Source organism: Ekhidna algicida, assembly GCF_051379705.1.
GTDB lineage: Bacteria > Bacteroidota > Bacteroidia > Cytophagales > Cyclobacteriaceae > Ekhidna.
The window spans coordinates 2,133,597-2,151,371 of record NZ_CP179868.1 but is presented as its reverse complement, the minus strand read 5'-3'; the positions used below and the strand labels follow the sequence as shown (position 1 = coordinate 2,151,371).

Below are 17,775 nucleotides of genomic sequence, written 5' to 3'. Positions count from 1 at the left end.
TGAACTCACAAATGGAGGCAGTTTTTCAGCAGGAACAAATTTAAGCTCGGTTGTTCTATAGCCGTATTCAAGTCCTTTTAGCAACGAGTATTCCTTGATAGACATTCGCATTCCAGTTTGTATTGAACCATTTTTTATCATTGCTTGAAAAGTAAAGATCATTTTCCTTTAGTTGATAAAGTCCGATTAAATCACCAATTGCTCTGGAAACAGAAAAACTACCACTCGGATCAAATTTCAGAAAGATGGGAGTGGATTTTCGAGGGATCATATCAACACTGACGTCTTCAAGCTTCCATAAACCGACAAGCTCTGAAGGTTCGGCACAGGATGATAATATGAATATGATTGTAAGAGAAAGAAGTAAACGCTTCATCCCATAAGCTTCATCAATAATTGCACCAGTTCACTTTTCTTCATGTCATTGAAATGCTTTTTACGTTGCGATTCAGACATTTCTTGTAATTTTTTTACAAAATCCTGACCTAATACATCCATAGCATGGCTTTCTGGCGCTCCGAAGATTTCAATTTCATCGATCGCAGTATTTAAGACTTCCTTGCCTTTAAGCTTGGCAGTTTCTACAGGCTTGTAGTTCGAGTTGGAATCACGCAAAGCCCAGCTACTGTAATCGATCTTTAAGTTATCAATCTGTTTTGCTCTTGGGTCGCTTTCTCCGAAGATGCGATGCAAAACGGTTATTGCGCTAGTTTTCCAAGCTTCCAGGTTAAAAGTATCTTCTTCAAGTTTGGAAATCTGCTTCTTAAGGAGTTTGATGTATTCTGTTTTAGACATTAGTGTTAAGTTAATTAGTTAAACAGTGAACTGGCAACAACTCACCTAATTAACGAATGACCAATTAACTAATTCGCCCCCAATTAACAGCATTCTTGCTAAACGAATCAATATGTGATTTAATCATTCGATGTTCGGTTTTTTCTAAACCTGGATCGCTCTTCAACAATTCTTGAGCGGCAATTCTTGCTACCTTTAAGATCTCTCCATCTTTTACCAAATCTGAAACCAATAAGTCCAAAGCTCCGCTTTGTCTGGTTCCCATTAAGTCTCCAGGACCTCTCAGCTCCAGATCTACTTCAGCAATCTTGAAGCCGTCTGTGGTATCAACCATGGTTTTCAAGCGTTTTCTTCCTTCAGAGCTCAACTTCACTCCTGACATCAACACGCAATGTGATTGATCGCCACCTCTGCCCACTCTGCCACGAAGCTGATGCAATTGAGAAAGGCCAAATCGCTCTGCATTCTCGATAACCATAATTGTAGCATTCGGAACATTAACTCCTACTTCAATTACTGTGGTGGCCACCATAATTTTGGTTTCGCCCTTGACAAACCTTTGCATCTCCCATTCTTTGTCTTCAGATTTCATCCGACCATGAACGATCGAAATCTGATACTTTGGAAATCGCCGCTGGATGCCTTCATATCCATCCATAAGGTCTTTATAATCGAGCGTTGCAGATTCTTCAATCAATGGATAGACGATATATGCCTGCCTGCCTTTTTCAATTTCCTTTTCCACGAACCCAAACATCTCCAGTCGCTTGGATTCAAAGAAATGTTTTGTCTTTATAGGTTTTCGACCGGCGGGAAGCTCATCTATGACAGAAATATCCAAGTCACCATATAGAGTCATTGCCAGCGTTCGTGGGATGGGTGTGGCTGTCATTACCAGTACATGTGGATAGACTTCCTTGGTTTTTGTCCACAGCTTGGCTCGCTGTGCTACGCCAAATCGGTGTTGTTCATCGATCACAGCTAGCCCTAGATTTTTAAATTTCACTTTGTCTTCGAGCAAAGCATGCGTGCCTACCAGGATAGTGATAACACCTGACATTAGGCCTTCATGGATAAGCTTTCGCTCTGACTTTGGCGTGGATCCAGTGAGCCTTGCGATGTGTATTCCCAATGGCCTGGCTTGTTCTTGTAATCCTTTAAAATGTTGCTCGGCGAGAATTTCTGTGGGAGCCATAAACGCGCATTGAAACCCAGACCCAATCGCGATAAGCATGGAGAGAAATGCAACCATGGTTTTTCCACTTCCCACATCACCCTGTACCAATCGGTTCATTTGCTGGCCCGAGCGAAAGTCTGCATAGATTTCTTTAACTACTTTTTTCTGAGCTCCTGTGAGCTCAAAAGGCATGTGCTCGGCATAGAATGTGTTTAGCAGATCACTTTTATTAATGATAACACCCCTGTATTTTTCCGTTCTGGCAATCTTCAATTTGATGAGTCGGAGCTGTACGAAAAAGAGTTCCTCGAACTTCATCCGATTTTGTGCTTGCATAAGCAACTGACTGTTTCGAGGAAAGTGCATGGATACAACTGCCGTTTTTTTATCTAGCAGTTTAAATTGATTGATAAGATTTTTAGGCAGGGTTTCGTGAATGTGATTCACGGCTTCTACCAAGAGCACTTTCATGATTTTGGAAATGAACTTGCTGTCAAGCCCCTTCTTTTTCATTTTCTCTGAGGTGTGGTATACAGGTTGAAGATATCCTCCCTTCGTGTTTTTCTCGGTTTGTATTTCAATTTCAGGGTGCGCGATGTTGAACTTCCCATTAAAGAGTGTAGCCTTTCCAAAGGCAACATACTTTACGCCTATGGTCAGGCTCTTTTGAATCCATTGAACTCCTTTGAACCAAACCATTTCAATAGTGCCTGTTTCATCAGCAAAAATTCCAACCAAACGGGATTTTCTACCCACACCAATTGTTTTGAATGACTTGAATTCACCAATTAGTTGAACGTATGGAAGGTCTGGCTGAAGTTCACTCACTTTATAAAACTTGCTGCGATCTTCGTGTCGAAAAGGATAGTGCTGGAGGAGGTCACCAAAAGTGAAAATCTGCAATTCTTTGTTGAGCGTTTCGCCACGCTGTGGTCCGACACCTTTTAGGTACTCGATGGATCGGTCAAAGAATTGATGCATATGGCTAAGATAATCCGAAGCACAAAAAAAGGGAGCCAAATCGACCCTCGTCCTACTTTGTTAATCCCTCCACTCCAAAGTTGTAAGCAAATGAATGATGTCCTTTTTAAGGTATGAAATGACAGGTGCCAAAGAGTCATTCTTGGTGGCAGTTCGAAAATATAGAGCACCTCTCAGGAAGTGATCCACACTGTCAGAGACATGAAATTGAGCTTGAGTGGGCACCTCTCCTTCAAGCTCCGTAAACGAGGCATACATACCATTGGGTAATTCAATAATGCTTTCTTCTATTGCATATGCTTTTACATTATGCTGGGAGGTAAGCCGATAAGAATCACTTAGGTATTCCCGAATGATTGAGTCGGTTACAGGCTTATATGTTATCTGGATAGCTGCATCCATTTCAGGATAGAAGAGATTGATCCAATATCGCTCAGAAATCCAACTGGAATCTTTAAGCAATCTCGCATGCACAGAATATTCAAATGAGTAAGGAAGTGAGTCAGGCAATGCTTGGTAAGCAGCATGGGGAAGGTTAATGCGATTAAAACCTTTTGGTTTAGGGAGGTGGTTGCTGCCACATGCAAAACAAAATAGTGCCAGGAGAACAGTTAAGTATTTCATCATAATTGCATACTAATCTTCAAACCCTGCAACGTTGCTCTTATCATTATTGATATATGCTCGTATGCGTTTTATGCGTCGCTGATCAACAGCAACAACAGTAAACACAAAATGAGAAACTCTGATTTTTTCCCCGGCGCTGGGAAGCTTTGTGTTTATTTCAAGCAAAAGCCCACCAAGAGACTCACTCTCACCTTTTAGTTGATCAAAAATTGAAATATCTGAGTTTGTGATTTTACAAAAATCATTTAAAGATGTTTTTCCTTCGAAAATGAAAGTTTGATTGTCCAGCTTATTGTAAGCAACATCACTCTCATCGTCGAATTCATCGTTGATCTCACCGACAATTTCTTCAATGACATCTTCCATTGTTATTAAGCCAGAGGTGCCTCCATACTCATCTATTACCACAGCAATGTGAACCTGCTTTTCCTGAAAATCTTTAAATAAATCGTCAATCTTTTTACTCTCAGGAACAAAGAATGCAGGTCTTAAAAGCTCCTGCCATTTAAAGTCTTCTTCTTCTCCAATGTGAGGAATTAGGTCCTTGATATACAGTATGCCTTCTACCTTATCTACAGTTTCAGAAAATATTGGAATTCGGGAGTATCCCGTTTTGTTGATTTGATTCATCAACTCATGAAAATCAGTTTCTCGATCGATAGCGGTGATGTCCATTCGGGACTTCATGACTTGCTTCACTGAGAGCGTCCCAAAATTCACAATTCCTTTCAGAATCCCTTTTTCTTCTTCTGTTACGTGTTCTTTTTCCACAGAAATCTCTAGTGCTTGATTAATTTCTTCAACGGAAAGGTTGTATCCCTTTTTCTCCATTCGTCGCTCAATCAACCCTGTCATGCTCATCAAGAACCAGGAGATAGGTTTGAAAATACGATATGAAAGAAGCAATAGACCAGACGTAAGTTTTGCAAACACTGTCCCATTATGATTGGCGTAAACTTTTGGAATGATCTCACCAAAAAAGATAATCAGCAAGGTGATTATGGTAGTCAGAATCACGATGGTCACACCTTGCTTTCCCTGTTCTCCTACTAGCTGCCAGGTAGCGAAAGTTGAGATGGTAATAATGAAAATGTTGACCAGATTGTTGAGAATCAGAATTGTAGCTAACAACTTCTTGGGATTGTGTAGCAGAAAACTGATTCGCTTTTCTTTCGCATCAGCCGATCTGTTGAAGTCCATTATTTGATTGTGCGAAAATGAGAAAAACGCAACTTCAGAACCTGAAACCAAGCCTGAAAGGCATAATAAAATCAAAATCACCAAACCATTGATCAGGTAAAACGAAAATGGCATATCAGCCATCATGCTAAGTAATAACGTGGGGAATGGATCGTCCAAAGATGCTTCCAAGTACTAATAGTTATGTTTTAAAATGGGAGGTCATCCGTGGCATCGCTTTGTGCCTCCTGCACAGGCGCAGATGCTTGAGATGGCTGCTGTCCCGAGTAGTCTCCTCCTTGCTGACCTTGTGAAGAGCCGCTACTGCTACCGCCTCCAAGCATAGTCATGTTATCGCCGACGACCTCAGTGGTATATCGTGTTACCCCGTCTTTTTCCCATGAGCGGGTACGAAGCTTTCCTTCCACATAGATCATGTCACCTTTTTTTACGTATTTCTCAGCTACTTCTGCCAAACCTCTCCATAGCACTACGTTGTGCCATTCGGTTTGTTCTCTACGCTCACCAGTTTGTCTATCCTTGTATGTCTCAGAGGTGGCTAATGAAAAATTGGCTACCGTTGCGCCATTTTCAAGGTGTCTAACTTCTGGGTCTTTTCCCAGGCGGCCTACTAAGATTACTTTATTTACTCCAGACATAGTGTGTTTATTTGATACCTATTCGATTAAGATAATTTACGATCAATTTAGGTTTCGGCAAATTTAGCACTTCCTTAACGGAAAATGGTTTTAATGCTGTCTTTTGAATAACGATCTCCGAATCTTCCTTAGAAATGGCCAATGTATAAAAGCTCGCATGGATTTTCTGGTGGCTCAATATATGTAAATATGGATCGGAGATTTCTTCTATGATTGGATCTTTGACCTCTAACTCTTGACTGGTTTTTAGAAGTATATCATCATCATCAAAATCTCCTTCAATCAAAAAGAAATCATAGAGGCCACTCCAAACATCTTTTTCTTTTCGTTCCTTCATGAAAAATGAACCTTCAAATTTTAGAACGAGGTAATTGAAGTAGCGGTTGCTCACTTTCGTTTTCCCCGTTTTTAAAGGAAGTTTTTTTTGAAGATCATTTACGAATGCAAAGCAGCGAGTGGAAAAGTTGCACTCTCCACACTTTGGACTTGGTGAACAAGTAGTTGCTCCGTACTCCATCATGGCCTGATTGAAAGTACCAGGGCTTTCATTTGGAATTTCATTTCTGAGCACCTTTTCAAAAATTTTTCGAGTCCCGCTTTTTGAAATATCATCCTCGATCCCAAAATACCTTGAAGCGAAGCGAAAGACATTTCCGTCCACCACAGGAGTAGCTTCATTAAAACAAATGGAGGCGATTGCCGCAGCAGTATATGGGCCAACACCTCTAAGCTTGATTATTTCTGAATAGGTTGTTGGAAATTGGCCGTTAAGTTCCTTATCCACATACTTTGCTGTAAAATGTAGGTTTCGCGCACGAGAATAGTATCCGAGTCCTTGCCAAAGCCTAAGCACCTTTTCTTCTGGGGCATTTGCCAAGTCCGTAATAGACGGGAAAGTTTCCATGAATCGTTCCCAATATGGAAGCCCCTGATCTACTCGCGTCTGTTGGAGGATGATTTCCGACAACCAAACCGGATATGGGTCGTTTGTTTTTCGCCAGGGGAGGTCGCGCTTTCTGCCTGTATACCAATTAATTAGCCTTTCGGCAAATGTTTTCTCTTTGATGGCTTAATAATTTAGAAATCCTTTTTTTATGTGAAGGTGCAAATTTAATTTTGGCCACCCAATTCTAACACCCACCTAAAAACCAGACAGTTGTGACAAAAGCTGATGTGATAAACGAAATATCGGATAAGACCGGAATAGATAAGGCAGATGTGCAAGCCTCTGTAGAAGCATTCTTCTCTGTTGTAAAAAACAACATGGCGAATGGCGAGAATGTTTATGTAAGAGGATTCGGAAGCTTTGTGAATAAGAAGCGAGCGAAAAAAATTGCCAGAAATATCTCGAAGAATACAGCCATTGTCATTGATGAACATTTCATTCCATCGTTCAAGCCATCCAAAATTTTCGTAGAGAAAATAAAAAAATCCAATAGGATCAAGTGACTAGATCACAACTAATCCTCCTTCTTGGGTCTGTTGCTTTAGTAGTGATTTTGTTTCAGCTGCCAAGAAGCGTAGTAGAAAATGAGCAACTACAACAGGTAACAGAAACGGAAAGTCATTCAATGGAAATACCTCAAGAAGTTGAAAATCAGATCAATGACTTGAGAAGATTGGTTGAGGAGGAAGATAATATTGATAAAAAAGCTAACTTTGCGCACTCTTTGGCAAGACGCTACCTCGATTATGGGGTGGTAGACAGTGCAGCTAGCATTGCAGAGAATATTGAAAAGTGGAAAATTGTCCCCACTGAATTAGCTGCAGATATATATTTCACAGCTTATGAGAGATCTCCGGATCCTGAAAGAGCCAAGAAATATGCAGAAAAAGCCAGAGTGGTTTTGCAACAGTTGTTGGATAAAGATCCAGCAAACCTTTTTTTGAAAAACAGATTGGCAATGACGCTTGTTGTTTCTGAAAACCCAATGGCTGGAATATCCATGCTTAGGGAAATCCTTATTCAGGACGAAACCAATAGGCAAGCCATTTTAAATCTTGGCCTTTTAGCAATCCAAAGCGGACAGTTTGAAAGAGCTAAAGAACGTTTTGAAAATTTGATATCACTGAATCCTGCTGATCATGAAGCGAAGCTTTATCTGGCAGTATCTATGATGGAAATAAATCAACAATCGCAGGCACGCCTGCTATTGGAGGAAATCTTAGCCACAAGAGATTCCATTCCGGCCATAAAGATGATGGCCAATGATTATCTCAAAGGGCTTTAAAACATTTTAAAAACTTTAAAGAATAGAAATTATGCCTTGCGGTAAAAAAAGAAAGAGACATAAGATCTCTACTCACAAGAGAAAGAAGAGACTTAGAAAAAACAGACATAAGAAGAAGTAATAGGCACCCTTTAAAAAATCGCTATGAGTAATGAACTAATCATTAACTCAACTCGCGATGGATGTCGTATTGCTTTACTTAAGGATAAAAGGCTGGTAGAATTTCACCAGGACGGTGGAGGTCAAACCTTCAATGTCGGTGATATTTATCTAGGATCAGTAAAGAAAGTGGTTCAGGGTTTGAACGCTGCCTTCATTGATTTAGGATATGAAAAAGATGCCTTTTTACACTATCTGGATTTAGGGCCACAGGTCCAATCACTAAATAAGTTCACCAAGCTCACACTGGCAAAAAAGCTAAACAGTACAAGACTGGCAGGCTTTAAAACAGAGCCGGATATTAATAAGCTTGGAAAAATGAGCCAAGTCCTGACCAAAGGGCAAAAGATTTTAGTGCAGGTAGTAAAGGAACCTATTTCTACAAAAGGTCCACGACTTTCATGCGAGTTGTCATTGGCAGGTAGATACCTGGTGATGGTGCCGTTTTCGAATACGGTAAACGTATCAAAAAAAATCACAGATGCAAACGAACGTAAGCGTCTGCAGAGACTTATCAGCTCCATCAAACCGGAAGGGTTTGGTGTAATCATTCGAACTGTTGCTACAGGCAAGGATGTAAAAGAGCTAGATACAGATTTACGTAACCTAGTAGAGCGTTGGGATGAGGGTATGAAAGCCCTGCAAACAGCAAAAGTTCGAGATAAGGTTATTGGCGAAATGAATCGCGCCAATTCCATCCTGCGAGATGTACTTAACGAAAGCTTCGACAGCATCATGGTTGATGACAAGGAGCTATATCAGGAGATTAAAACTTTTGTCAAGGGGATTGCCCCGGACAAGGAAAAAATTCTGAAACAGTACAGTGGCAAAGCAAAGATTTTCGAAGCTACTGGGGTAGAAAAGCAGATGAAGACTTCCTTTGGGCAATCTGTAAGTATGCTTAATGGAGGCTATTTGATCATTGATCATACTGAAGCTCTTCATGTGATTGATGTGAATAGCGGAAATAAATCGAACAAGGAGGACAATCAGGAGGACACTGCGCTGAAGGTAAATCTGGATGCTGCAGAGGAAATCGCTCGACAGCTTAGACTTAGAGACATGGGCGGAATTATTGTGATCGATTTCATCGATATGCGGAAGATAGAGAACAAGAAAAAGCTCTATGCGAAGATGAAAGAGGCCATGAAAGACGATCGTTCAAAACATACGATCCTGCCATTATCGAAGTTTGGTCTGATGGAAATCACCCGGCAGAGAGTAAGACCCGAGTTGTCCATTACTACTAAGGAAGTTTGTCCAACATGTAGTGGAACTGGCAAAATATCAGCATCGATACAAGTAGCAGATCAAGTGGAAAATACAATTAAGTACTTCTTCGAATCACAAAATGAGAAGAAGATTACGGTAGCATTGCACCCATATCTGTATACTTATTTTACAGCGGGAACATTTTCAAGAAGAGTAAAATGGTTTTTCAAGTATTTCCGTTGGGTCAATATGGTTGAAGATAGCTCCAAGGCACTCACCGAATTTGAGGTACTCAATTCACAGGGAGAACCAATTAAGATATAACGCTATCAACTAAAATAATACTGAAACGCCCAATTGCTTAAGAAATGTTTAAGTGAATTGGGCGTTTTCTTTTGTATCAGCCGAGGTTAGGAAAGGCATCGAATTGAGCGATGCGTTGGGTTTATCACGTAAATTACTAACCTTTGGAAGCCTTCAGCGAATGAAACGATTTCTAATCATATCAATTTTAATTGGAGCGGCAGTCTTTTCTGCCGATGCTCAATTGCTTGAGGATAATGATAGTCGGCTAAAGACAAAGAAGGTCGAGCGGAAAGGGTTTCTATTTTTCCGAAACAAAAAGAAGCCGGGAAAAAGTACTGGCATTCCAAGCGGCAAACGGAGCTCTCCTCGTTACTCAAGCGCATCTTCACCATTCAGGTTATCGGGAAGATCAGCTTCTCCTCGATATTCACCTGTTCGTGAACGGCAGAAACGATATTCTGTTAGGCCCAGATCTTCAAGCGGGATTGCGAGCTTCAAGACCAGAAAATATTCTCCAAGATATTCGGGAGGCAATCCATTTAGAGGAAGTGACTATAAAGTAACTCCGCGTTACTCTTTTGGGAACCCGTTCAGAGGGAGCAAATACAAAGCTTCTCCACGGTATTCTGGGGGTAACCCATTCAGAGGCAGCGATTACAAAGTGACACCACGATACTCTCCATCCAATCCATTTCGGGGCAGCGATTACAAAATAGACATTAGAAACTCTCAGGGAAGTCCGTTTAGAGGAAGTGACTATAAAGTGACTCCAAGATATTCTCAGACCAACCCGTTTCGTGGCAAGGACTACAAGATAAATATTCGGTATTCGCAAGGATCTCCATTTAAAGGCAAAGACTATCGGATCACTCCACGCTACTCACAAGGGATGCCATTCAGAAGTAACGATTACAAGATTACCCCGAGGTATTCTCAAGGAATGCCTTTTCGTGGAAAAGACTATAAAATAACGCCAAGATACTCACAAGGGATGCCGTTTCGAGGTAAGGACTATAAGGTTACTCCAAGGTATTCTCAAGGGATGCCATTTAGAGGAAAAGACTACAATGTAAAACCACGCTATTCGGCAGGATCACCATTTAGAGGGGTAGATTTCAAAGTAAGGCCAAGATACACGGGAAGTCGCATTCGCTTTTTCGGAAATTCAAAAGAATGGGGTATGGCACGATTGTATCAGGAGTCGTCATTATGGAGGGGTGATATGAAAGTTAAATTCCGACGAATCGGAGACCAGCACCCAAGCAGCAATTATCGCATGGCTATGAAGTTTAGCAGTCCTAAGGTTCGAAAAATGTTAAGAAAGTGGAATATCTTCTGGACGAGAATGAACGGGAACAAGCAAAACCCAAATGGTGTTAATGAGCGAGTGAAAGAACCGAAGTTTGATAAGAAAGAACGTGTAATTTGGAATAATTGATTATTGGCGACTATATGCTAGGCAACTTATTTACATCAAAAGAAAGAATAACCTTACCCTGGAATCATTTAATATCGGCATCTCAGCTTGATGAAATTGATAAAGTATCTGAGGAAAAAACGATTTTACTATTTAAGCATAGCACCCGATGCTCAATCAGCTCAATGGTCCTAAATCGTTTTGAGAGATCTTATGATGATAATGCATCATTTGAACCGTTCTTTTTGGATTTGATCACCTATCGCGATCTTTCGAATGAAGTTGCTACTAGATATGGCATTAGGCATGAATCTCCTCAAGCCATTCTTATCAAAAATGGGAAAGCCATATTTGACGCCTCTCATATGGGAGTGAGTTACGATCAACTGAACACTGAGTCAAAAAAATAATAGGGACTCGCGCATTATTTTTGTTATGGAATAGCAGACATGAAAAAGCTCCAATTACTCATATTATTAATTCTTCCTGCTCTCGCATCAGCACAGCTGTTCGAAGGTGATGAATTTGAATATACTTCCGAGTGGATTTGGGGCATCAATAAGAACACAAATGGAGGTTTGATCGGAGGTCTGGTTTTGCGCCATAGCCGCAAGAAGGGCGATGATGTCTATCATACATTTGGATTAGAGCTCTCCAACGTGAAGCACCCGAGTGAATCAAGGTATATTGGCTTAAGTGGTGCCGGTTTTATTTATGGTAAATCCAATTATCTCTATGCAATCCGAACCAACTATGGGCTGGAAAAACTAATGTATAAAAAGGCAACCCAGCAGGGTGTCCAAATAAGCTTGGCTGCCGCTGGTGGGCCGACATTCGGTTTGGTTACTCCTTACTATGTTCTAGGGGCAGATCAACAATACGAACCCTTCACCGTTGTGAACTTTCCTTCTCCACAGAATATTGCTGGGCCAGGAAAGCTGTTTCAGGGTTTAGGAGATTCAGATTTTACGCTGGGATTTCACACCAAAGGATCAGTTTTATTTGAATTTGGTACCTACAGACGGAATGTTGCAGGTGTTGAGGTTGGCGTGATGCTAGAAGCCTATAGCAAGGAAATTATACTTGTGCCTACGCAACCGAACAAATCTGTTTTTTCTTCTGTTTTCTTCACACTGTTTTGGGGATCTCGAAAATAATCGGGAATCTCTCCTTACTGAGTTAGATTTGCACATATATCTGAATCGAAGCGTATGATAGATTTACCAGTTGTTGATAAGCCTGAGCGAAAGAAGAAACCAAATTGGCTAAGAGTTAAACTTCCTGTAGGTGAAAACTATGCCAAGGTAAGGAAGCTGGTCGATCAGCATAAGCTCCATACCATTTGTGAAAGTGGCAATTGTCCCAATATGGGTGAATGTTGGGGCGAGGGAACAGCTACATTCATGATTCTTGGAAATGTATGTACACGAAGCTGTACTTTCTGTGCTGTAGCTACAGGCCGACCTCCAGAATATGATATCGAAGAACCCAAACGAGTTGCTGAGGCGATCAAACTCATGGGTGTAAAGCATGCTGTGCTTACCTCTGTGAATAGAGATGAGCTGAAAGATCGAGGAGCTGAGATCTGGTATCAGACAGTAATTGAAACCAAGAAATCCTCACCTGAAACTACCATTGAGACATTAATTCCTGATGTAAAAGGAAACTGGGACGCGCTTTATCGAATGATTGAAGGTGGGCAAGAGGTAGTTTCTCATAACATGGAAACTGTGGAGGGTTTATACCGAAGAGTGCGACCGCAAGCGAAATACAACAGAAGCCTTGAGCAAATAAAGCTGACCTATGAGGCAGGTAAACGAACCAAGTCTGGAATCATGTTAGGTCTGGGTGAAACCGATGAAGAGGTTTACAAGGCAATGGATGATTTGGTAGAGCACGGATTACATATTTTGACTTTAGGCCAATATCTGCAACCGACTAAAAGACACATCGAAGTTGCAGAATTTGTTCATCCGGATAAGTTTGACCATTTCCGCGAAGAAGGCTTGAAGCGAGGACTTAAATATGTAGAGTCTGGACCATTAGTACGCTCTTCTTACCATGCAGAGCGACATGTGAACGTGCCTATTTAAAATTTCCCGCTCCGAATTATTCTCCTGAGCCAGTCGTAATACACGGCAATGAACAACACCAATGTCATGAGCCAAATGATGATCAGATTGAAAACCTTCGTATCCATATACATTCCTGCAAAGTGCTTTTCCGGATAGTAGAAGTTGGTTCTGAAATCTAGCGGACCGTCAGGAAATTCATTCTTCGCATAGATGGGATATATCTTCTGCACAAGCTCATCTCCTGATGTTACAATTCTCCTTTTTGTAGAGATATTCTTTAGCATGATACTGATGCGCTCATTTTCATATCGATTTCTAAATTTTATATATTCATCCTCTAACTCGGGAGTTTTCGTTCTCTCCGCTATCCTGGCATCTAGCTCATCTTTAGCTTTCTTCCTTCTCGAATTATAGACGGAACGTATAGCCGATAGAAAATCAGCAGTCTCTTGATATACCTTATCGGTTAGGCTGTCATTGGTTAGTTGATCAGCGACTGTAAGTTTGTCTTCACCAAATATGCTAAGCTGTTTCTTTACCTCAGTTCTAATAAGATCTAAATGTGCATCTCTTCCTTTGAAATCCTTGTTTTCATAACAATAATCTAAATGTTCCTGGAGGTATTTGGCATAATAAACTGACTTGTAGGTATTAATACCAACTTCTCGATCTAATGGATATAGGTCTTTGTTGGAAGGATTGTCTCTAAATTGAGTAACCGCGAGTGCTTCATACGCCCAGCGTGAAGCCATCATTTCTCCAATAAAGGGTACTTTTTCCTGATTTGCGAAAGAAGAATTAAGCTTATCAAAGTCGACGACCACTCCACTTAGAATTAGTTGTGGAATAATAAGCAGAGGGATAAGTATATAGACAGTAATTACCGAATTAAAGCCGGCAGAGATGTTTAAACCTAATATATTGGCAAAACATGAAACGGAAAATAAGATTATCCAATACCATATGGTCATCCCCTGGATGTCTAAAATCAGTGAGCCAACAATAACGAACAGAAGGGTTTGAACGGCAGACAGGCAGAACAATATTAGAGTCTTTGATGAGAGATAACTCAACTTGCTGAGGTGTAAGAACGCTTCTCGCTTGAGAATTTTTCTGTCCTTTATGATCTCTTCAGCACTTACGGTAAGGCCCATAAACAAGGCCACAATAATGCTCATAAAAAAGAATACAGGAATGTTTTCATTCTTGTAGAATGTATATCCTGCCCCATCAGGGGAATATTTTGTAATAAGTGCCAATAGTAAGGCAAGTGCAGGAGCTTCCAGAATATTAATTAAGACATACTGGCGATTGCTGATCTTGGCAAGAACATCTCGCTGCAAAAAGATCTTGGCTTGTTTGAGCTTGTTGGGAAGGTCGAGAGATTTTTCCGGCTTGGTAGTGTCTTCTTCTACCTTCTCAATTTCAATGTTATTTACAAATTGTTCGTGCCATTGATCTGGTGAATATTTTCTTTTGTTTGTGAATCTACCATACTCATCCACCACTTTCATCTCAATGATATTGAAGATTTGCTCTGGGTTCACATTTCCACATTCAATACATGCGCTCTGATCTTTGTCGATCATTTCCACCATATTTTTGAAATAGGTCACGGCCTTCACCGGATTGCCATAATAGATTTGATGGCCACCTGTATCAAGGATAAGAAGCTTATCAAACATCTTGAAAATCTCAGATGATGGTTGATGAATTACCACAAAGACCATCTTACCTCGCAAGGAGAGTTCCTTGAGCAAATCCATGATGTTTTCAGAATCCCTGGAGGAGAGTCCACTTGTGGGTTCATCTACAAAAAGTACGGATGGCTCCCGTAACAACTCTAGACCTATATTTAGGCGCTTTCGCTGACCACCACTGATTGTTTTTTGTAGCGGATTGCCCACCTTTAGGTCTTTAGCTTCGGTCAATCCTAAAGATTCCAACGTACGATTAACAAGCTCGTTTAACTCTGATTTTTCAGTTTTATCAAAACAAAGCTTGGCGGCATAATAAAGGTTTTGATATACGGTAAGGTCCTCGATGAGTAAATCATCCTGTGGAACATTGCCGATTATTCCTTCTACCTCCTTGGCGTTTTGATAGATATCAATGCCGTTTATCCGGACGGACCCTTGATACGGATTTGCTGTTCCGTTCAGTACATTGAAGAGTGTTGATTTTCCAGCTCCGCTTCCTCCCATGATCGCTACTAGTCTCCCAGTAGACTCAGCAACATTAATATCTACTAAGCCAATGTTTCCATTGTCGAATTTGTAGGAAATATTCTCTGCAACAAAAGAAACGTTACTCTCGGTAATATCATCTCTCAAAATACCTACTACATCACTATAGTATAGACGCTCCGTTCGTTTACCCTTGATAGAGCTACCGGTAGAAAAGACTTTGATCTTATTTGGTGAGATCATCAAACCATTCAGGCTGACAATGTCACCACCGTAGTATTTAAAGAAACAGGTATCAATCTTTGGCAGCTTGAAGAACGAAAGGTGGCCTTTTAGTTGATCATGAAAAATTTGTCTTGGCCGCTCTGGCTCTTCCGCTCCTGAAACAACTACAGAATATATTTCAGAGTACTCATTCGGATCCTTATTGACCACAAAATGTTTGATTGCATCTACAACCTCATCCTCAAATTTGAAGTTTTTTCCTATCCGATATAATAGGTCAGATTCACGTTCGGTAATTTTCTCATCAGCTATAATCAACTCCATGAGCTTGACCATCACCACAAGCTTTTGTGGTTGGGTCAGTTCGTTGTTGATGTTGGTGGTGATATTGTCAATTTGACTGTAATCGTCTTTGGTGTCAATTTCTTTGACGTATTCGTCCAGGATCTTGAGGTAGTGCTTAGTATCATCTCGACTTACGTTCTCGTATAGGAATTCTCGCACACTTTCTTTCTCACTTTCATCAACTTTTCCTTCCTCTTTTGCAACGATGACAAGTAGTCGTATGATAGCTTTAAGCAATTCTTCACTCATGTGGAATCAGTGGTTAGATTAGGTTAGATGGCTAAAGTTAGGACATTCGCATGACCTGTAAATAAAAAAAGCCGTCAGAGCTTGGCAATGACGGCTAGGTTAGGTTTGAGATTTTAAAATTTACTCAATTATTGAAGCTCGTATTCTAGATACTTCTGCTGATAGGTTATCCAATGTACTTGGCGTCAAGACAAACCCTCCGGTATTATCTGCTATTTGTTGTTCTACTTCAGCAAGCTCACCGTCATAGATTGCCTTTACTTTTTGTAGTTCTGCGATCATACTATTTACCTCATCTGACTCAGGCACATCATTCATTACCTGCATCAGATCATTGAGCGAAACTTTTTGATCGATCACAATTTTTACAAGAGGCTCCAGGATCAATGTTCTTGACTCCTCAGGAAGATCGTCTGGATAGGTATTTACAATGGTTGAAGAGATGTACACGCCTTCAATCCAGCTGCCAGCCAAAAGTAATGCGGCACTGTTGAGCTCGTCAAGCTCACTCAGTCGCTCACCAGATTTTTGCATCACCTCATTGATAATGTTTGAAAGCGAATCTCTGTTTTCCATATTGGCTTCAAATCGGGCGATCATCCCATAGTCAATCGCACCTGAAACACCTACTGGAGCCGCTAACTTCTGGCATTCTCCCATGTAGTCAAGGGCAAGTTCAGACTTTTCGTATGATGTGAGGTATCCAATGTCAGTGGCATAAACTCCCAAATTTAGAGCTGCTTTTGATTCACTTGTTTGATAGGATTCCATTTTATCAAGGGAATTGATAATGTTTGGATCAAATTCTGCTCCTGCGCTCATTAGAAGGTATGGAACCTCGGATGGCGGTGGTAAGTCTTTTAGTACTTTAGAAACATCTGCTGCTACCTGCTCTTTTGCTGCATCAAACTCTGAGGAAGCATCTGAAGATTTCTCCTGACTTCCACCACCGCATGAAGATACAAGCACAGCCGCTGAAAGAGCAAGAGAGACTAGTTTAAGTTGATTGAATTTCATAATTAGAATATGTTAATAGCAATTTTGAATTGTCAAGTTAGTTATTGTTGAAAATTTCTATGATGTTCTTTTTGATTTTCACACATAGTTCGTCTAATGGCAGGTCATTGATGTCCCGGCCAAAAGGGTCTTCAATTTCTTCTGAAATAAGTTCTACACTCATCAAAAAGTAGAATGCTACCACCACTAATATAATAGACCAATATCCAAACTCTCCGATGAAGGTCATTGGCAAGGTGATACAATAGATGAAAAGGAACTTCTTGATGAACATACTATAAGAATAGGGTATTGGGGTAGACTTAATTCGTTCACAAGCTCCAATGATATCGGTAAACCCCTTTATCTCCTTATCTATAATAAATAGCTTATCTGAAGTAATGATTCCTCTTTTGTGGAGATCCATTACTCGTTCCATAATTAATTTATTAATAATGTTTGGTCGGTGATTACTCTCAATGATTCGCTTCTTACTTGCTTCATCAAAGAAGTCCATTTCACCTACAAGGATGCTACTTCTCAGGTGGTGCTTCATTGCGAAAGTGACGTTTGGAATCATCTTTTTGAAAAAGAGTCTGTCCTCTTTGGCATCCTCTGGTAAAAAAACACAGATTTTTATTGCCATCTGACGACAGTCATTTACCAGCTGGCCCCATAGTTTACGTCCTTCCCACCATCGGTCATAGGCTGTATTGGTTCTGAGCACTAGAAATAAACCAAGGATAACCCCTAAAATAGAGTGAAAGGCTTTAGTGTCAACAATAACAATCTGGAGAATATCAATGAATAGAAAACACAATACCGAAGTAAGAACCCCGGCAAACAGAATTAAAGGAAATAGTGCCCTAATGACATACCTACTGTAAACATCAAAGATTAGCGAAAACCAAGATTTTGGATTGTATTGGATCATGGAAGGGTGAAGATAGTAAAAT

Annotated in this window: 17 protein-coding genes; 7 read left to right on the top strand and 10 right to left on the bottom strand. The window is 40.5% G+C overall.

Annotation, left to right across the window (positions count from 1 at the left end; genetic code table 11):
- Nucleotides 1-67: 67 nt before the first annotated feature.
- From ACL8WY_RS09280 to mutY, 7 genes are all read right to left on the bottom strand, one after another.
- Nucleotides 68-376 (bottom strand): hypothetical protein, encoded by a 309-nt coding sequence (locus ACL8WY_RS09280; protein ID WP_436514426.1) that lies wholly within the window; start codon nt 374-376, stop codon nt 68-70.
- Nucleotides 373-795 carry a hypothetical protein gene (locus ACL8WY_RS09275; protein WP_436514425.1) on the bottom strand — a complete coding sequence of 141 codons (423 nt, stop codon included), beginning with the start codon at nt 793-795 and terminating at the stop codon, nt 373-375. Before ACL8WY_RS09275 ends, ACL8WY_RS09280 begins: the two co-directional genes overlap by 4 nt.
- 64 nt (nt 796-859) lie before the next feature.
- Entirely contained in the window at nt 860-2,953 is a 2,094-nt protein-coding gene (gene recG / locus ACL8WY_RS09270) for an ATP-dependent DNA helicase RecG (protein WP_436514424.1), read from the bottom strand.
- A gap of 60 nt (nt 2,954-3,013) precedes the next feature.
- The gene (gene gldD, locus ACL8WY_RS09265; RefSeq protein WP_436514423.1) at nt 3,014-3,580 is read right to left on the bottom strand and encodes a gliding motility lipoprotein GldD; all 567 of its coding nucleotides are present in this window, start codon (nt 3,578-3,580) and stop codon (nt 3,014-3,016) included.
- Nucleotides 3,581-3,589: 9 nt separating this feature from the next.
- Nucleotides 3,590-4,906 (bottom strand): gliding motility-associated protein GldE, encoded by a 1,317-nt coding sequence (gldE, locus tag ACL8WY_RS09260; protein WP_436518052.1) that lies wholly within the window; start codon nt 4,904-4,906, stop codon nt 3,590-3,592.
- A 62-nt stretch (nt 4,907-4,968) separates the two neighbouring features.
- A complete protein-coding gene (locus tag ACL8WY_RS09255) occupies nt 4,969-5,418 on the bottom strand; it encodes a single-stranded DNA-binding protein (RefSeq protein ID WP_436514422.1) in 450 nt (149 codons plus the stop codon).
- Between the two features lie 7 nt (nt 5,419-5,425).
- Nucleotides 5,426-6,454 (bottom strand): A/G-specific adenine glycosylase, encoded by a 1,029-nt coding sequence (mutY, locus tag ACL8WY_RS09250; protein WP_436518051.1) that lies wholly within the window; start codon nt 6,452-6,454, stop codon nt 5,426-5,428.
- A 122-nt stretch (nt 6,455-6,576) separates the two neighbouring features.
- On the opposite strand from mutY, the gene ACL8WY_RS09245 reads away from it, so the two are divergent.
- The 7 genes from ACL8WY_RS09245 to lipA all read left to right on the top strand — a co-directional run bounded on the left by ACL8WY_RS09245 (nt 6,577) and on the right by lipA (nt 12,836).
- On the top strand, nt 6,577-6,867 hold the full coding sequence (locus tag ACL8WY_RS09245; RefSeq protein ID WP_436514421.1) for an HU family DNA-binding protein: 291 nt from the start codon (nt 6,577-6,579) through the stop codon (nt 6,865-6,867).
- On the top strand, nt 6,864-7,649 hold the full coding sequence (locus ACL8WY_RS09240; RefSeq protein WP_436514420.1) for a tetratricopeptide repeat protein: 786 nt from the start codon (nt 6,864-6,866) through the stop codon (nt 7,647-7,649). The genes ACL8WY_RS09245 and ACL8WY_RS09240 overlap by 4 nt, the downstream gene beginning before the upstream one ends.
- A gap of 144 nt (nt 7,650-7,793) precedes the next feature.
- Nucleotides 7,794-9,344: an Rne/Rng family ribonuclease gene (locus tag ACL8WY_RS09235; protein ID WP_436514419.1), complete on the top strand. Its 1,551-nt coding sequence runs from the start codon at nt 7,794-7,796 to the stop codon at nt 9,342-9,344.
- A 160-nt stretch (nt 9,345-9,504) separates the two neighbouring features.
- The gene (locus ACL8WY_RS09230; protein WP_436514418.1) at nt 9,505-10,764 is read left to right on the top strand and encodes a hypothetical protein; all 1,260 of its coding nucleotides are present in this window, start codon (nt 9,505-9,507) and stop codon (nt 10,762-10,764) included.
- A 14-nt stretch (nt 10,765-10,778) separates the two neighbouring features.
- A complete protein-coding gene (gene ytxJ, locus ACL8WY_RS09225) occupies nt 10,779-11,153 on the top strand; it encodes a bacillithiol system redox-active protein YtxJ (RefSeq protein ID WP_436514417.1) in 375 nt (124 codons plus the stop codon).
- Between the two features lie 39 nt (nt 11,154-11,192).
- Entirely contained in the window at nt 11,193-11,900 is a 708-nt protein-coding gene (locus ACL8WY_RS09220; RefSeq protein WP_436514416.1) for a hypothetical protein, read from the top strand.
- A 54-nt stretch (nt 11,901-11,954) separates the two neighbouring features.
- Nucleotides 11,955-12,836, top strand: a complete 882-nt coding sequence (lipA, locus tag ACL8WY_RS09215; RefSeq protein ID WP_436514415.1) for a lipoyl synthase — start codon at nt 11,955-11,957, stop codon at nt 12,834-12,836.
- Here the strand turns inward: lipA and ACL8WY_RS09210 are convergent.
- The 3 genes from ACL8WY_RS09210 to ACL8WY_RS09200 form a co-directional block, all read right to left on the bottom strand.
- Nucleotides 12,833-15,823 (bottom strand): ATP-binding cassette domain-containing protein, encoded by a 2,991-nt coding sequence (locus ACL8WY_RS09210; protein WP_436514414.1) that lies wholly within the window; start codon nt 15,821-15,823, stop codon nt 12,833-12,835. The genes lipA and ACL8WY_RS09210 overlap by 4 nt on opposite strands.
- 120 nt (nt 15,824-15,943) lie before the next feature.
- Nucleotides 15,944-16,840 (bottom strand): hypothetical protein, encoded by an 897-nt coding sequence (locus tag ACL8WY_RS09205; RefSeq protein ID WP_436514413.1) that lies wholly within the window; start codon nt 16,838-16,840, stop codon nt 15,944-15,946.
- Nucleotides 16,841-16,877: 37 nt separating this feature from the next.
- Nucleotides 16,878-17,753 (bottom strand): bestrophin family protein, encoded by an 876-nt coding sequence (locus ACL8WY_RS09200; protein ID WP_436514412.1) that lies wholly within the window; start codon nt 17,751-17,753, stop codon nt 16,878-16,880.
- Between the last annotated feature and the right edge of the window lie 22 nt (nt 17,754-17,775).

Coding starts and splice junctions, on each gene's coding strand:
- gldE (WP_436518052.1), bottom strand. CDS start 4,906: ATGATGGCTGATATGCCATTTTCGTTTTACCTGATCAATGGTTTGGTG.
- lipA (WP_436514415.1), top strand. CDS start 11,955: ATGATAGATTTACCAGTTGTTGATAAGCCTGAGCGAAAGAAGAAACCA.
- ytxJ (WP_436514417.1), top strand. CDS start 10,779: ATGCTAGGCAACTTATTTACATCAAAAGAAAGAATAACCTTACCCTGG.
- ACL8WY_RS09220 (WP_436514416.1), top strand. CDS start 11,193: ATGAAAAAGCTCCAATTACTCATATTATTAATTCTTCCTGCTCTCGCA.
- ACL8WY_RS09200 (WP_436514412.1), bottom strand. CDS start 17,753: ATGATCCAATACAATCCAAAATCTTGGTTTTCGCTAATCTTTGATGTT.
- ACL8WY_RS09235 (WP_436514419.1), top strand. CDS start 7,794: ATGAGTAATGAACTAATCATTAACTCAACTCGCGATGGATGTCGTATT.
- ACL8WY_RS09280 (WP_436514426.1), bottom strand. CDS start 376: ATGAAGCGTTTACTTCTTTCTCTTACAATCATATTCATATTATCATCC.
- gldD (WP_436514423.1), bottom strand. CDS start 3,580: ATGATGAAATACTTAACTGTTCTCCTGGCACTATTTTGTTTTGCATGT.
- ACL8WY_RS09230 (WP_436514418.1), top strand. CDS start 9,505: ATGAAACGATTTCTAATCATATCAATTTTAATTGGAGCGGCAGTCTTT.
- ACL8WY_RS09255 (WP_436514422.1), bottom strand. CDS start 5,418: ATGTCTGGAGTAAATAAAGTAATCTTAGTAGGCCGCCTGGGAAAAGAC.
- ACL8WY_RS09210 (WP_436514414.1), bottom strand. CDS start 15,823: ATGAGTGAAGAATTGCTTAAAGCTATCATACGACTACTTGTCATCGTT.
- recG (WP_436514424.1), bottom strand. CDS start 2,953: ATGCATCAATTCTTTGACCGATCCATCGAGTACCTAAAAGGTGTCGGA.
- ACL8WY_RS09205 (WP_436514413.1), bottom strand. CDS start 16,840: ATGAAATTCAATCAACTTAAACTAGTCTCTCTTGCTCTTTCAGCGGCT.
- ACL8WY_RS09275 (WP_436514425.1), bottom strand. CDS start 795: ATGTCTAAAACAGAATACATCAAACTCCTTAAGAAGCAGATTTCCAAA.